This is a genomic window from Rossellomorea marisflavi, assembly GCF_001274775.1.
GTDB classification, from domain to species: Bacteria; Bacillota; Bacilli; order Bacillales; family Bacillaceae_B; genus Rossellomorea; species Rossellomorea marisflavi.
In genome coordinates, this window is the sequence record NZ_LGUE01000005.1 from 167,134 (window position 1) to 183,109 (window position 15,976).

At 50.1% G+C, this 15,976-nt stretch carries 14 protein-coding genes and 1 riboswitch; of the genes, 13 read left to right on the forward strand and 1 reads right to left on the reverse strand.

Features of this window, described 5'->3' with window-relative positions:
• Positions 1–25: 25 nt before the first annotated feature.
• Positions 26–862, reverse strand: a complete 837-nt coding sequence (locus tag AF331_RS16055; protein WP_235576420.1) for a DUF1206 domain-containing protein — start codon at positions 860–862, stop codon at positions 26–28.
• A gap of 192 nt (positions 863–1,054) precedes the next feature.
• Positions 1,055–1,185, forward strand: a riboswitch (cyclic di-AMP (ydaO/yuaA leader).
• Positions 1,186–1,353: 168 nt separating this feature from the next.
• Here AF331_RS16055 and AF331_RS16060 point away from each other — a divergent pair.
• From AF331_RS16060 to lgt, 13 genes are all read left to right on the forward strand, one after another.
• The gene (locus AF331_RS16060; RefSeq protein WP_053429385.1) at positions 1,354–2,010 is read left to right on the forward strand and encodes a potassium channel family protein; all 657 of its coding nucleotides are present in this window, start codon (positions 1,354–1,356) and stop codon (positions 2,008–2,010) included.
• 2 nt (positions 2,011–2,012) lie between these two features.
• Positions 2,013–3,335, forward strand: a complete 1,323-nt coding sequence (locus AF331_RS16065) for a TrkH family potassium uptake protein (RefSeq protein ID WP_053429108.1) — start codon at positions 2,013–2,015, stop codon at positions 3,333–3,335.
• Positions 3,336–3,529: 194 nt separating this feature from the next.
• A complete protein-coding gene (gene serC / locus AF331_RS16070; RefSeq protein ID WP_053429386.1) occupies positions 3,530–4,618 on the forward strand; it encodes a 3-phosphoserine/phosphohydroxythreonine transaminase in 1,089 nt (362 codons plus the stop codon).
• Entirely contained in the window at positions 4,605–5,780 is a 1,176-nt protein-coding gene (locus AF331_RS16075; RefSeq protein ID WP_053429109.1) for a phosphoglycerate dehydrogenase, read from the forward strand. Before serC ends, AF331_RS16075 begins: the two co-directional genes overlap by 14 nt.
• 143 nt (positions 5,781–5,923) lie before the next feature.
• Complete coding sequence (locus AF331_RS16080) at positions 5,924–6,562, forward strand: HD domain-containing protein (RefSeq protein WP_053429110.1); 639 nt, start codon at positions 5,924–5,926, stop codon at positions 6,560–6,562.
• Between the two features lie 67 nt (positions 6,563–6,629).
• Positions 6,630–6,860: a CsbA family protein gene (locus AF331_RS16085; protein WP_053429111.1), complete on the forward strand. Its 231-nt coding sequence runs from the start codon at positions 6,630–6,632 to the stop codon at positions 6,858–6,860.
• Between the two features lie 391 nt (positions 6,861–7,251).
• Positions 7,252–9,234 carry an excinuclease ABC subunit UvrB gene (gene uvrB, locus AF331_RS16090; protein ID WP_053429112.1) on the forward strand — a complete coding sequence of 661 codons (1,983 nt, stop codon included), beginning with the start codon at positions 7,252–7,254 and terminating at the stop codon, positions 9,232–9,234.
• Positions 9,235–9,241: 7 nt separating this feature from the next.
• Complete coding sequence (gene uvrA / locus AF331_RS16095) at positions 9,242–12,115, forward strand: excinuclease ABC subunit UvrA (protein ID WP_053429113.1); 2,874 nt, start codon at positions 9,242–9,244, stop codon at positions 12,113–12,115.
• Positions 12,116–12,325: 210 nt separating this feature from the next.
• Positions 12,326–13,465, forward strand: a complete 1,140-nt coding sequence (locus AF331_RS16100; RefSeq protein WP_053429114.1) for a DUF4097 family beta strand repeat-containing protein — start codon at positions 12,326–12,328, stop codon at positions 13,463–13,465.
• Positions 13,466–13,480: 15 nt separating this feature from the next.
• A complete protein-coding gene (locus AF331_RS16105; protein WP_053429115.1) occupies positions 13,481–13,684 on the forward strand; it encodes a PspC domain-containing protein in 204 nt (67 codons plus the stop codon).
• Positions 13,684–14,040 carry a phage holin family protein gene (locus AF331_RS16110; protein WP_053429116.1) on the forward strand — a complete coding sequence of 119 codons (357 nt, stop codon included), beginning with the start codon at positions 13,684–13,686 and terminating at the stop codon, positions 14,038–14,040. The genes AF331_RS16105 and AF331_RS16110 overlap by 1 nt, the downstream gene beginning before the upstream one ends.
• A 123-nt stretch (positions 14,041–14,163) precedes the next feature.
• Complete coding sequence (gene hprK / locus AF331_RS16115; RefSeq protein ID WP_053429117.1) at positions 14,164–15,102, forward strand: HPr(Ser) kinase/phosphatase; 939 nt, start codon at positions 14,164–14,166, stop codon at positions 15,100–15,102.
• Between the two features lie 39 nt (positions 15,103–15,141).
• A complete protein-coding gene (gene lgt / locus AF331_RS16120; RefSeq protein WP_053429118.1) occupies positions 15,142–15,975 on the forward strand; it encodes a prolipoprotein diacylglyceryl transferase in 834 nt (277 codons plus the stop codon).
• The last annotated feature ends 1 nt before the right edge of the window (position 15,976 follow it).

Sequence of the window (15,976 nt, forward strand, 5' to 3'; positions counted from 1 at the left end):
CAAATAAAAAAGCCCGGGGATGGGCTTAGAATATGCTTAAATGTCGATTCTTCCCTCTGAGGATCTCAAAGACCCCGTAGAGGAACAGTCCGGCTGCCACGATGGCGAGCAGCCATTTGCCGAAGGGCTGCTGGGCAATTTCGGATAGTGCCCCGTCCAGACCTTTTGTTTTGTCAGGGTCTGCCGTGATGGCGGTCCGGATGAAGAAGTAGCCTACGAGAAGGAATACGATGCCTCGGGCAGTGAGACCGATTTTTCCTGTCCTTTTGCTGAATGTCCACTCCTGCTTTGACATGCTGCCTTTCTTGAACTGCTTCGCGAATTTTTCTGTATACGCAGAGTAAAGCTCGTGAAGGGCGAATCCGATGATGGCCAGCCCTACGATACCCACGATCCACTGACCGAAAGGCTGGGAAAGGAGTTTTGCAGACATGGTCTGCTCGGAACTGGAGCCGCCTTTGGCGTGAAGAGCGATGGCAATGGCATTGAAGCCGAGGATTCCGTAAGCGGCGCCTGTAAAGATGTGGGTGATCCTCCGTACGATGGATTTCCCCTGGTCTCCGTGGTATTCAGGATCGGTGATAGCCTGGATGAGGCTCCATATGACCACGCCGAGGAGCCCGATACCGACGATCCATAATAATACCTCACCGAAAGGCTTGGATGCAATGGCTGCGAATGCGCCGTTCGAGTCTGATGTGCTTCCTCCCGCTCCGAATGCCGCCATGACGGCAAGGGCGCCGATCAGCATATAGACGAGTCCCTTTGATATGAATCCTATGCGGGCGAACCCCCTGATCCAGGGTTTGATATCCTTTGAGTTGTCCTTACCGGAAGGCAGGACTGATGTCATGTCAGCCATGGCTACTTCTTCCCTTCAGTTTGCATTTTATAAGCAATATTCCCCAAATGAAGTCTTCGAAACCATTGGCGGAGCAAGTAAATGATGGTGGTCCATCCATTTCTCTTTTTTTGCGAAAAAAAGGCTAAATTAGTTATAGACAATGAATGTGTCTAGGAGTAATATATCTATCATCAAAGCTGGTTGCTTTATATCATATCATCGCTTAATTCTTTACAGAAGCGGGGGACCCGAGTTCATACAGGGGTGAATCCTTCTAAGGTAGGGCTGCTTCCATGGCCCGAATCCGTCAGCTAACCTCGTAAGCGTAAATGGGAGTGAATGAACCTTGGAATCGTGTTGACGATGACCACAGGCTTAGTTCCTGCGGTTTTTTTTGTGCCTTCATTTAAAGAGGTCCTAGGTAAACAAAAGCCTGGAAGATGAATGAACAGGTGGGAAACAACAAAAGATACAAAAATATCAGTAACGTTCAGTTGGAGGAGTACATCATGAAGAAGCAATTCGCCGTTATCGGTCTTGGAAAATTCGGGGGGAACCTGGTGGAGGAATTGAGCAGGCTTGATACAGAGGTACTGGCGATCGACCTGCACGAAGAGGTGGTTCAGCGATACGCGGATGTGGCGACTCACGCCGTCCAGGCCAACGCCATGGATGAGTCCGTTTTGAGATCCCTCGGACTACGGAACTTCGATCACGTGATCGTTTCATTCGGTGAAAGCGTGGAGGCGAGCATCCTGACGACACTGCTTCTAAAAGAGCTGGGGGTCAAAGAGGTTTGGGTGAAGGCGTCGAACGCCTACCATCAGAAGGTGCTTGAGAGGATCGGTGCAGACAAGGTCATTCATCCTGAACGGGATATGGCAAAAAAAATCGCTCATCATATGACATCGGAGAAAATCATCGATTACATCGAACTTTCAAAGGAGCACAGCATCGTAGAGGTCAGGGCTTCGTCCAAAGTCGCGAACCGTACGCTGATGGATCTTGACGTCCGGGCTCGGTATGGATGCAATATCATTGCTATCCACCGGGGAGATGAGGTCATTGTCTCGCCGAGCGCCGACGATACGGTTGAACTGGAAGATCTGTTGATTGTCATCGGACATAATCGCGATATCAATCGATTCGAAAAAGAAGGGGTATAACCATGAAGTACAGGGTCATCCAGTTAAGTCCACCGCAGTTGCTGGTGGCGGTCTTCGCCTTTTTCATCATGGTGGGAATGGTTCTATTGAAGCTTCCCATCTCGACGACTGAGCCGATCACGTGGCTCGAAGCCCTTTTTACCACAACTTCAGCCATGACGGTGACGGGGCTTGCCGTTGTCGATACCGGCTCCGTCTACACCGTTTTCGGCCAGATTGTCGTCATGTGCCTCATACAGCTTGGGGGACTTGGCATCATGTCATTCGCCGTCCTTATTGTCATGATGCTCGGGAAGAAAATCGGATTCAAGGAAAGGCTGTTGCTGCAGCAGTCGTTGAATCAGACATCAGTGGGCGGCGTGATCATGTTAGTAAGATACCTTTTCACATTCTCGCTTTTGGTCGAGGGGATTGGGATGGTGTTCCTGGCTACCCAGTGGGTCCCCCGGTATGGTTGGGAACAAGGGCTCTATTATAGCCTCTTCCATTCGGTTTCTGCTTTTAATAATGCTGGTTTCGGGCTATGGTCAGACAGCATGATGCAGTTTGTGGGCAATCCCGTTATCAATTTCACTTTGTCGTTCCTCTTTATCATCGGTGGGGTAGGGTTCACGGTGCTCGTAGATGCATGGAAATCCCGTGCGTTTAGAAAGCTGTCCCTCCACTCCAAGATCATGATTTTGGGTACGCTTATGATCAACGTGGCAGCTACGCTCATTATTTTTATCCTGGAGTATAACAACCCGGGTACGCTGGGCCATCTTTCCCTTGGGGATAAGGGGTTGGCTTCCTACTTTCAAGCCGTGACCCCAAGGACAGCAGGCTTCAATACGCTTGATTACGGTGAGATGGAAAGTCCGACCATTCTCTTTACGGTCCTTCTTATGTTCATCGGAGCCGGAAGTGCATCCACAGGCGGGGGGATTAAGCTGACGACATTCCTGATGATTCTTCTGGCAGTAGGGGCGTTTTTAAGAGAGAAGAAGGATATCAAAATCTTTCGGCGCTCCATCGATCAAACAATCATCCTGAAATCCCTGGCGATCTCCACGCTGAGTGTCCTCTTGGTGTTCTCGGCGTTGTTCGTCCTTACCATTTCGGAAAAAGGAGCGGATTTCCAGACGCTATTATTCGAAGTGGTATCGGCTTTCGGAACCGTGGGCTTGTCTATGAACTTCAGTCCGGAGTTAAGCACCGTCGGGAAATGGATCATCATCTTCGTCATGTTCGCAGGGAAGATGGGTCCGTTGACACTCGCCTACTCCCTCTCAAGGCCGGGTAAAGAGAAGATCCGCTATCCAAAAGAAGACATACTGACAGGATAAGGCAGCTCTTGCTGTCTTATTTTTTATGGTTAAGTGATTATTCCAAAAACAATAAGAACCCAACGATTTTTGCGCTATCTCTTAAAATCCTACTTCGTAAGCGTTTTCTTCGTTTGTCAGGGTTGTTGACGGATACCGTGTTTCTTCATATACTTTGGGAAAATTCTGAACGAATGTGCAGGTGGTGTTTTTTGTTGAAGCAAGTGTTCAATTTTTCTGCAGGTCCAGCGGTTCTCCCCCGTCCAGTATTGGAAAAAGTACAAAAGGAATTATTGAACTACAGCGGGACTGGCATGTCTGTCATGGAATTGAGTCATCGTTCCGGTCCGTTCGAAGAAATCATCCAGGGTGCTGAAACCTTGCTGAGGGAGCTTATGGACATTCCTGAAGAGTATGAAGTTCTTTTTCTTCAAGGAGGCGCCTCACTTCAGTTTTCCATGATCCCGATGAATCTACTTGGGGAACATGGTGTCGCTGACTATGTCGTGACGGGAAGCTGGTCGAAGAAAGCCGTCAAGGAAGCGGGAAAAATCGGAACCATCCATCAAATAAAGTCACCGGGAGACATTCCTGCTTATACGAAAGAAGATTTCTCTCCTGAGGCATCGTACGTCCACATCACGTCCAACAATACAATAGAAGGGACGAGGTACACCACTTACCCTGAAACAGGCGGGATTCCCCTCGTGGCGGATATGTCATCCCATATCCTTTCGGAACCGATAGACGTGTCTTCGTTCGGTTTGATTTACGCGGGGGCCCAGAAGAACCTTGGTCCATCCGGGGTGACCGTTGCCATCGTCCGCAAGGATCTCATCGGAAAAGCACCGGAGACATGTCCGACTATGTTGAAGTACGAAACGTATGTGGAGAACGGATCCATGTTCAATACGCCTCCTACATTCGCCATCTATGTGCTGAAGCTCGTGCTTGAGTGGGTGAAGGAAAACGGTGGTGTTGCAGGCATGGAGGCACTAAATCGGGAAAAAGCGGGATTGCTCTATAGCTGTATCGATGAATCCAGTCTGTTCTCCAACCCTGTTCCGGAAGCGAGCCGTTCCCTGATGAATATCCCGTTCACCACAGACAGTGATGAGGTAAATAAGCTCTTCCTGGAACAGGCGAAACGGCGCGGATTCGAGTTCCTGAAGGGTCATCGTTCCGTCGGCGGAATGCGGGCTAGCCTCTATAACGCCATGCCCCTTGAAGGAGTCAGGGCACTGGTTGATTTCATGAAAGAATTCGAAGCAGACCAAGGAGGAACATCACATGTTGACCATTAATACATTCAATGCCATCAGTCAAAGGGGTTTGTCCCTTATTGAAGAAGATTTGAATTATTATCTGAACGGAAGCGGTGATCCCGATGGAATTCTTGTGAGATCCAAGAATCTACATGACTTCGAGTTTCCCGAGTCTGTGAAAGCCATCGCCAGGGCAGGTGCCGGTGTGAATAATATCCCCATCGACGAGTGTACGGAAAAAGGGATCGTCGTGTTCAATACGCCTGGTGCAAATGCCAATGCGGTGAAAGAACTTGTCCTTGCCAATCTCATTGCTTCATCTAGGAATCTTTTTTCCGCGGTAGGATGGGCACAAACCCTCCAGGAACATGGGGATGACGTGGCAGCTGTGGTGGAAGCAAAGAAGAAGGAGTTTGTCGGGAGTGAGATCAAAGGCAAGAAGCTGGGCGTTGTCGGGCTTGGTGCCATCGGTGTCCTCGTGGCCAATGATGCACTGGCCCTGGGAATGGACGTGGTTGCGTATGATCCGTTCATTTCAGTGGATGCGGCCTGGAGGCTTTCGCGCGATGTCAACCGTGCCATGCACATCGATGAAGTATGGGCGGAGTGCGATTTCGTCACCCTCCACATCCCGCTGACCGATAAGACGAATCGTTTGGTGAACGGATCGAGCTTCAACAAGATGAAAGAAGGGATGACCATCCTGAACTTCTCACGTGGTGAGCTTGTGGATGAAAGTACCCTCGGGCAGGCGCTCGAGTCTGGGACTGTAGGTAAATATGTGACCGACTTCCCGAATCCCCGGGTCCTCTCCATGAAGAATGTCGTCCCGGTTCCCCATCTTGGGGCTTCAACGGTGGAATCGGAAGAGAACTGTGCCGTCATGGCGACGAAGCAGCTGAAGACCTACCTTGAAACCGGGAATATCAAGCATGCCGTGAATCTTCCTGATGTCGAACTTCCCTATAGCGGGAAGATGAGACTCACTGTCATGCACAAAAATATTCCGAACATGGTTGGCCAGATCACGACGGCCCTTTCCGGGTTTGCTGTCAATATTGCCGATATGATCAATCGAAGCAAGGCTACATGGGCCTACACGATGATCGATCTTGACCATGTCCTGACGGAAGAAGAGCAGGCGGGACTGAAGCAGAAGATCGAAAGCATCGAAGGGGTCGTATCGGTCAGACTGATTTAATATGGAATCAACAAATCCTTCCTTGCACCGTGTAAGGGGGATTTGTTTTATATTCAGGTAAGCGGGGAAGTCTATGGCTAAGGGCTTCTGCCATTGGCAATACATCCAGATCATCATAGTATGCCTTAGAGAGGAGAATCGAAATGGGGATCCATCACTATTTTAAAAGTCTATCAGACCTCGAGACGCTCATCCGCTGTCCGGGTCGATTCAAATATCATCAGCATAATGTGGCCAGCCACTCCTTTAAGGTGACGAAGATTGCGCAATTTCTAGGAACCGTTGAAGAACAGGAGGGGCATGAGGTCGATTGGAAGTCCCTGTATGAAAAGGCGCTGAATCATGACTATGCAGAGCTTTTCACCGGAGATATCAAGACGCCTGTGAAATATGCATCGAAGGAACTGAGGGAACTGTTCAGCCAGGTGGAGGATCAGATGGTCAAAAAATTCATCACGACAGAATTCCCGCCTCAATTCCACGATGTATACAGGAACCGCTTCAAGGAAGGGAAGGACGAGACGCTTGAAGGCAGGATCTTATCCGTAGCCGACAAAGTCGATCTTCTCTATGAATCATTCGGTGAGATCCAAAAAGGAAATCCGGAGCCGCTGTTCATGGAAATCTATCAGGAAGCCCTTTCGACGATCATTAAATTCAAGGAGCTTGCGAGTGTGAAATACTTCCTTGAGTACGTCTTGCCGGACATGCTTGCAGAGAAGTTCATTCCCCACAGCGAATTGAAGGAGAGGACAGAGCGGATTCTATCATCGGGGGCATGATGCCTCTTTCCAGAACAGGTAATATCCGTTAAACTAGTTGATATTCCTTCTTTAAGGAGAGTTGACTGTGTCCAAGATCATTCTGGCAGCCTTCCTGCCCGGCCTCCTCGTCGTATTCTTTTCGAGGGTCACCTACAATCGATACATCGGACTTGCCTTGACCGTGGCATTGATCGCCGCTTCTGTTTCCAAAGGATATACGGACTCTATCCTGCTGATCGTCATCGACGCAGCCAGTTTGACCGTGGGTTTTTGGTACAGCGGACGGATGAAGGGTAAAGGGCAAAAAAGTGAATAACCGGGCATTCCCAATGGGGAGTGCTCTTTTTTTGTTTCATGGAGTTATGCACAGGTTGTATGCGGTTTCGCTAGAAGAATACACAAGAATTTTGACGAATTGTGGGTAAGAAGGTGTCTTTTCCACAGCGGTATAGTGGTTATCAACAGACATATCCACATGATGTGTGTAAAAGTAGTCGAATGCTGTCGATTGTCAGCGGGATGTTTGTCGAACCGGCGATTGTCCACAGGCCATAACTTTTCGTGGAAGAAAAACGAACTTTTGTTCGCTTATTGATGGTTAAATTCCGAATGATTGTGGTAAAATGGGAAGAGACGAATGGACAGTGCAAGGGATGGGTATAGACAAGCATAGAATATACTGTTCCTTACCTATAGGAGGTTTCACGGTGAAAGATCAATTCGAGCTAAAGTCTAAATACAAACCTGAAGGGGACCAGCCCCTGGCAATCAAGAAGCTGGTAGAGGGCATCAAGGAAGGCAAACGCCACCAGACGCTCCTCGGGGCGACGGGGACGGGAAAGACGTTCACCGTTTCCAATGTCATCAAGGAAGTGGAGAAGCCCACTCTTATCATTGCCCACAACAAAACGCTGGCCGGACAGCTCTACAGCGAGTTCAAGGAATTCTTTCCCGACAATGCCGTAGAGTACTTCGTAAGTTACTACGATTACTACCAGCCGGAGGCATATGTCCCTCAGACCGATACGTTCATCGAGAAGGATGCGAGCATCAATGATGAGATCGATAAGCTTCGCCACTCTGCCACCTCCGCACTGTTTGAACGGAAGGATGTCATTATCATCGCAAGTGTATCCTGTATCTACGGGTTGGGTAATCCGGAAGAATACAGGGAGCTTGTCCTATCTCTGAGAGTCGGGATGGAAATCGAACGTAATCAGCTTTTGAGAAAGCTTGTGGATATACAATATGAACGAAATGATATAGACTTTCAGCGCGGAACATTCAGGGTCCGCGGTGACGTGGTGGAAATCTTCCCGGCATCACGGGATGAACACTGCATGAGGGTCGAGTTTTTCGGTGATGAAATCGACCGGATCCGTGAAGTCGATGCCCTTACGGGTGAGATCATGGGCGACCGCGATCATGTCGCGATCTTTCCGGCTTCCCACTTCGTTACCCGTGAAGAGAAGATGAAGGTGGCCATTGAAAACATCGAGAAGGAGCTTGAAGAACAGCTCAAAATCATGAGGGAGGATGATAAGCTCCTCGAGGCCCAGCGTCTGGAGCAGCGGACCCGCTATGATCTTGAGATGATGAGGGAGATGGGCTTCTGTTCGGGAATCGAGAACTACTCCCGTCATCTTACGCTGAGACCACCGGGCTCTACCCCTTACACCCTTATGGATTATTTCCCTGAAGACTTCCTCATCGTCATCGATGAGTCCCATGTGACGCTTCCACAGGTGCGCGGGATGTTCAACGGGGACCAGGCGCGGAAGAAAGTGCTCGTGGATCATGGATTCCGCTTGCCATCCGCCATGGATAACCGTCCGTTGAAGTTCGATGAGTTCGAAGGGAAGACGAATCAGCTTCTATACGTGTCGGCGACGCCGGGTCCTTACGAGCTTGAGCACAGTCCGGAGATGGTTGAGCAAATCATCCGTCCGACGGGGCTTCTTGACCCGATTATTGAAGTCCGGCCCATCGAGGGGCAGATCGATGACCTTATCGGGGAGATCAATGAGCGCGTGGAGAAGGACGAACGTGTCCTTGTCACCACCCTCACCAAGAAGATGTCCGAGGACCTAAGTGCTTATCTGAAGGAGATCGGCATCAAGGTCCAGTACCTGCATTCTGAAATCAAGACCCTGGAGAGGATCGAGATCATCCGTGACCTCCGCCTCGGAAAATATGATGTCCTCATCGGCATCAACCTCCTGAGGGAGGGGCTGGACATACCGGAAGTGTCCTTGGTGACCATACTCGACGCTGATAAAGAAGGCTTCCTCCGTTCCGAACGATCTTTGATCCAAACCATCGGACGTGCGGCCCGTAACAGCGAAGGGAAGGTCATCATGTACGCAGACAAGATGACCGATTCCATGGAGAAGGCGATCAGCGAGACGAAGCGCCGCCGGGAAATCCAGGAAGAATACAACGAGAAGCACGGCGTTACCCCGACGACGATCCAGAAGGAGATCCGGGATGCCATCAAGGCCACTCGCGAAGTGGAGGAAACAGAGGAGATGGACGGAGGTCGCACGAATGTGTCGAAACTGTCCAAACCGGAGAGACAAAAACTTATTGCCAGCCTAGAAGGGGAAATGAAAGAAGCGGCCAAAGCCCTCGATTTCGAACGGGCAGCCCAGCTTCGCGATACCATTCTCGAGCTGAAAGCGGAAGGATGAACGACTTATGGCGCAGGAAAATATTATCGTACAAGGAGCTCGCGCTCATAACCTTAAAAATATTGATATCACCATCCCGAGGGATAAGCTGGTCGTACTGACCGGCCTTTCGGGTTCAGGGAAATCATCCCTTGCCTTCGACACGATCTACGCGGAAGGTCAAAGGCGTTACGTGGAGTCCCTTTCTGCCTATGCAAGGCAATTCCTCGGACAAATGGATAAGCCTGATGTGGACGCCATCGAAGGATTGTCACCGGCAATTTCCATAGACCAGAAGACGACGAGCCGGAATCCACGTTCCACGGTTGGGACCGTAACAGAGATCTATGATTATCTCCGTCTGCTATTTGCACGGGTCGGAAAGCCGATCTGTCCGAATCATGGGATCGAAATCACGTCTCAGACGATCGAACAGATGGTGGATCGCATCCTTGAGTATCCGGAACGCACAAAACTTCAGGTGCTTGCGCCCGTAGTATCGGGCCGGAAGGGAACTCATGCGAAGACCCTTGAGGATATCAAGAAGCAGGGGTATGTAAGGGTGCGGATCGATGGAGAGGTGGAAGACCTCGGCGAGGAAATCACCCTAGAGAAAAATAAAAAACACACCATCGAAGTCATCATTGACCGCGTCGTAGTAAAAGAAGGCGTGGCTGCACGACTATCGGACTCCCTTGAATCAGCACTGCGCCTAGCAGGTGGTCAGGTGATCATCGATGTGATCGGGGAAGAGGAGCTCCTGTTCAGCGAGCATCATGCATGCCCGTACTGCGGCTTCTCCATCTCGGAGCTCGAACCTAGGATGTTCTCCTTCAACAGTCCGTTCGGTGCATGCCCGACATGTGACGGTCTTGGAACGAAACTCGAAGTCGATAAAGAGCTTGTGATCCCGAACTGGGATAAGACCCTTGATGAGCATGCCATCGCCCCGTGGGAGCCGACGAGCTCACAGTATTACCCTTCCTTGTTGAAGGCGGTTTGTGATCACTACGGGATCCCTATGGATGTGCCGGTGAAGAACCTGCCGAAGCATGATATGGACAAAATCCTTCACGGTAGCGGAAAAGACGAAATCTATTTCCGCTATGAGAATGATTTCGGTCAAGTCAGAGAGAATTATCTCCGATTTGAAGGCGTCATGGCGAACGTGGAGAGACGCTACCGTGAGACAAGCTCCGATTACGTAAGGGAACAGATGGAGAAATACATGGCTACCCAAAATTGTCCGAGCTGCGATGGACACAGGCTGAAGGAAGAGTCCCTCGCCGTGAAGGTCGATTCCCTTCATATCGGGCAGGTAACGGCCTTCTCCATCCAGGAAGCAGATCAATTCTTTGATGCCCTGGAACTTTCGGACAAAGATATGCAGATCGCCAGGCTGATCCTGAGGGAAATCCGCGAACGCCTCGGTTTCCTCGTGAACGTAGGACTTGATTATCTGACCCTCAGTCGTGCCGCCGGTACACTGTCGGGCGGGGAAGCACAGAGGATCCGACTCGCGACCCAGATCGGTTCGCGACTGACAGGTGTGCTCTACATCCTTGATGAGCCGTCAATCGGACTTCATCAGCGCGATAATGACCGCCTCATCGATACCCTCAAGAATATGAGGGATATCGGGAACACCCTCATCGTCGTCGAGCATGATGAAGATACGATGATGGCAGCGGACTATCTTGTCGATATCGGTCCTGGCGCAGGGAAACACGGAGGAGAGGTCATTTCGGCAGGAACCCCTCAAGAGGTCATGGATGATGAAAAATCCTTGACCGGACAATATCTATCCGGGAAGAAGTTCATCCCGCTCCCGCAGGAAAGACGAAAGCCGGACGGCCGTTATCTTGAGATCCTCGGAGCGAAGCAGAACAACTTGAATAACGTAAAAGTGAAGCTGCCCCTCGGCCTGTTCATGGCGGTGACGGGCGTCTCGGGTTCAGGTAAGAGTACCCTTATCAACGAGATCCTTCATAAGTCCCTTGCCCAGAAGCTTCATAACGCCAAGTCGAAGCCTGGGACTCATAAGGAAATCAAGGGGATCGAGCATCTCGATAAGGTCATCGACATCGACCAATCCCCGATCGGCCGTACGCCCCGGTCGAATCCGGCGACCTATACAGGGGTCTTCGATGATATCCGTGACGTATTCGCCACCACGAATGAAGCGAAGGTACGCGGATATAAAAAAGGCCGTTTCAGCTTCAACGTGAAGGGCGGCCGCTGTGAAGCATGCCGTGGTGACGGAATCATCAAGATCGAGATGCATTTCCTTCCTGATGTATACGTCCCATGTGAGGTTTGTCACGGGAAACGCTATAACCGTGAAACCCTTGAAGTGAAATACAAGGATAAAAACATCGCCGATGTCCTTGAGATGACGGTGGAAGACTCCCTGCAGTTCTTCGAAAACATTCCGAAGATCAGAAGGAAGCTTCAAACCATCTATGATGTCGGCCTCGGATACATCACCCTCGGGCAGCCTGCCACGACCCTTTCCGGAGGGGAGGCGCAGCGCGTGAAGCTTGCATCCGAGCTTCATCGCCGTTCGACGGGCCGCTCCCTATATATCCTCGACGAGCCGACGACAGGCTTGCATGTGGATGATATTTCGCGTCTCCTCGTCGTCCTTCAGCGTCTTGTGGAGAACGGGGATACGGTCCTCGTCATCGAGCATAATCTCGATGTCATCAAAGCAGCCGATTACCTCGTCGACCTTGGTCCCGAAGGTGGAGATAAAGGAGGCGCGATCGTAGCCACCGGAACTCCCGAGAAGGTAGCTGAAGCGAAGGGGTCGTATACAGGTAAATACCTGAAGCCGGTCCTAGAGCGTGAGCGCGAACGGATGAAAAGGAAAGTCAGGGAAAAAGAAGGCGTGACGAACTGATTGAAACGGAGGTGCCCCGGGCGCCTCCGTTTTATTATGTTGTCAGGAGGGTAAGGGACAGTGAAGAACATTTTTTAAAGGAATGAAACCTTTGGGCGCTTTAAACGTACATACTATAGAAGCAATGAATGACGGATCAGGTATAACTTTGCGTGATCGGTTATATTCATGATAGTACTCAGATAATCTGAAAATGGGAGTTGAACGGGTATGAATGAAGAGCGTAAACGGATTTTGGATATGTTGGAGAACGGAACGATTTCTGCTCAGGAAGCCGTGGCCCTTTTGGAAGCATTGGATAAGAAACCTGAAGAACCGAAACCGAAGGAGAAAAGCTTCGTGGACGAATTCGTTTCGATTTTTCAGGATCCGGACGATCAGCCCAAACAAAAGTCGACATCATCCGGTTCGTCCAATTCCAAGGATAAAGTCGTTGATTTCATGAATACAGCCCTCAATAAGATAAAGAACTTTGATTTCGATTTCCAGTTGAGTCAATCGGTTGAAGTGTCCCATGTATTCCAGCAGCCTGAAGTATCCTTTGATAAGATCGATATCGATGTGGCGAACGGCAAGGTCGAGATTCATCCATGGAGTGGCGCGGAGGTCCGGGTGGAATGCGATGCAAAGGTATACCGGACCGAGGACCGGGAAGAAGGCCTCAAGCAATTCCATGATACGTCCTCCTTCTCCATAGAAGGTGATACCCTGTACTTTGGCACCCAGTCCAAATGGATGAAAGTGAATGCGAAATTCTATGTGCCTGAACATCAGTACAAAAAAATCTCCGTCCGTTTGTTTAACGGCGGTCTGAATGCAAATGACCTCGAAGTGGAAGACCTGAAAGCGAAGGCGGCGAACGGCAAGATCATCGTCGATGGGTTGAGAGCTAAAAGGGCCAATGTGGAAACATCAAACGGGGCCATCACCCTTACCCGCGTCTCTGCCGAGCATGTGGAAGCAGAATCCATCAACGGGAAGGTCCTCGTTGAAGGTGATATCCTTCATACGGATGCCCAGTCCTTGAATGGGAACATCGTCTGCTCCTTGACGGGGGACAAAGCCGATACCGTCCATGCGAAGACCGTGACGGGAAGCGTCGACTTCTACGTACCGGAAAACATCAACATCTCAGGTGAGGCGAAATCGAATCTCGGTGGTTTCAAAATGGAACTTGAGGGTATCGATGTATTGGAAGAAAAAAATGAAGTGGTGCAGAAATCGATCCGCTTCTCACGTAAAACAGCCTCTCCGGATAAGCTTCATCTCTTTGCTGAAACAAAAACCGGTTCCGTGCTCATAAAAAAGTACGAATCGAAGAATGTTAATAGCAACAAAGAGACGAACTAGAAAGAGGGTATCATCATGAAGAAAACATTGGCACGAACAAGGTCTGATAGAAAGCTGGCAGGAGTGCTCGGGGGCTTATCAAGGACGGTGGGGATCGACCCCATCATCCTGAGGGTCGCCTTCATCCTGCTGCTGATCCCGACGGGCTTCTTCCCCCTAGTCGTGGTATATGCCCTACTTGCCTTTGTGCTGCCGAATGAGGAGGATTCCATCAGATAATGAGGTGGATTATAGGTATACTTATCAATGCGGTCATATTTATAGCGTTAGCCGGCTTTTTTGAAGGATTCCAGGTGACGGGGATCGGAGCCGCCATTTTAGCGAGCATCATCCTATCATTCCTGAATGTGCTTGTCAGGCCGATCCTGATCATCCTGACGCTGCCGGTTACGATTCTTTCCCTCGGTTTATTCCTGTTTGTCATCAATGCCATCACCTTGATGCTCACGGATAAAATCATGGGGAGCAGCTTTGAGATTTCAGGATTCGGAATGGCCTTCTTGGCGAGCATCATCTTATCCGCGTGCAACCTGATCATCCAAAAAGCGATATTCGAACCGAAACGAAAAGCATAAGAGAGTGGCCCGTGCCGTCATCAGGCATGGGCCGCTTTTTTGCGTGCTTACCATTACCTTGCGCTTTTCCACATAATTGCTAAAATAGGTTAGAGGTACAGCAAGTTGAAGGAGGAGTAAAGAGTGGCAAAAGTGCGCACGAAAGACATCATGGATAAGTTCCATCTTGAGCTTGTCGGTGGAGAAGAAGGATTACATAGACCGATTACGATGAGTGATATATCAAGACCCGGCCTTGAGATTGCCGGTTATTTCGACTATTATCCTGCAGAGCGGATTCAGCTCCTTGGGAAGACGGAGATCACGTTCCTTGACTTGCTTGACGACGCAGAGCGGAAAAGAAGGCTTGAATCCCTCTGTACCGATATCACACCCGGCATCATCATTTCACGGGAGCTTGAGGTGCCACCTGATTTGATTGACGCGGCCAATCGGTATGACGTGCCGGTCATGAGGTCACCGATGAAGACGACGAGATTTTCTTCGCATCTCACGAATTATCTGGAAAGCAAGCTTGCGCCAACGACGGCGATCCACGGTGTCCTTGTGGATATCTATGGCGTCGGTGTACTCATCACCGGTAAAAGCGGCGTCGGTAAAAGTGAAACGGCCCTTGAGCTTGTGAAACGCGGACACCGCCTTGTAGCCGATGACTGTGTGGAAATCAGGCAGGAAGACATGGATACCCTCATCGGGAATTCCCCTGATCTCATTGAACACCTCCTTGAGATCCGCGGTCTTGGCATCATCAATGTCATGACCTTGTTCGGTGCGGGGGCCGTGAGAAGTCATAAGCGCATCACCCTTTGCATCAATCTCGAGCTTTGGGATAAAGCGAAGCAATATGACCGCCTTGGTCTCGACGAAGAGAAAATGAAAATCATCGACACGGAAATCACAAAGCTGACGGTCCCTGTGCGACCAGGACGAAATCTGGCCGTCATCATCGAAGTGGCCGCCATGAACTTCCGTCTGAAGAGGATGGGTGTGAACGCAGCCGAACAATTCACCAATCGTTTGTCAGATGTCATCGAAGACGGCGACCATGACGACATGGATTGAAAAACCGGGTCACGGGCCCGCTGATGAAGGAGAAGAATTATGAACGAGACAATCACGCCGATCGATCCCATCGCCTTTCAACTCGGTCCCATTTCGGTCCACTGGTATGGGGTCATCATAGGCCTTGGCATCGCCCTCGGAATGTATATGGTCATCCGTGAAAGCAAGCGCCAGGGACTGCATCCAGATACATTCATCGACCTGCTCGTATGGGCAATCCCGATTGCCATCATCTCTGCTCGCATTTACTATGTAGCTTTCGAATGGAACAACTATTATGCCGATCATCCAGAGGATATCATCAAAATCTGGAATGGTGGGATCGCCATCCACGGAGCCCTGATCGGCTCGGTGCTAACGACCATCATTTTTGCCAAGATAAAGGGGCTTTCCTTCTGGAAGCTCACCGATATCGCGGCTCCGAGTTTGATCGTCGGCCAGGCAATCGGACGCTGGGGGAATTTCATCAATCAGGAAGCCCACGGCCGGGAAGTTTCACGTCAGTTCCTTGAGAATCTGCATCTGCCGAGATTCATCATTGATCAAATGTACATCGACGGAGCATACTATCATCCTACATTCTTGTATGAATCACTCTGGAATGTGGTCGTCCTCATCCTACTCTTGATTATCCGCCGGAAGGTGAAATCATTGAGAAGGGGAGAATTGTTCCTTACATATGTCATCGGATACTCCATCGGACGCTTCTTCGTGGAAGGCATGCGGACCGATAGTCTGATGCTCGGAGACTTCAGGTTTGCACAGGTCATATCCGTCGCACTGATCGTTGCCGCCATCGTGACGATGATCTATAGAAGGAAAACGGGCCTCGCGAACCAGTACTACGAGGAAAAAGAGAACGCCAAAAGCTAAA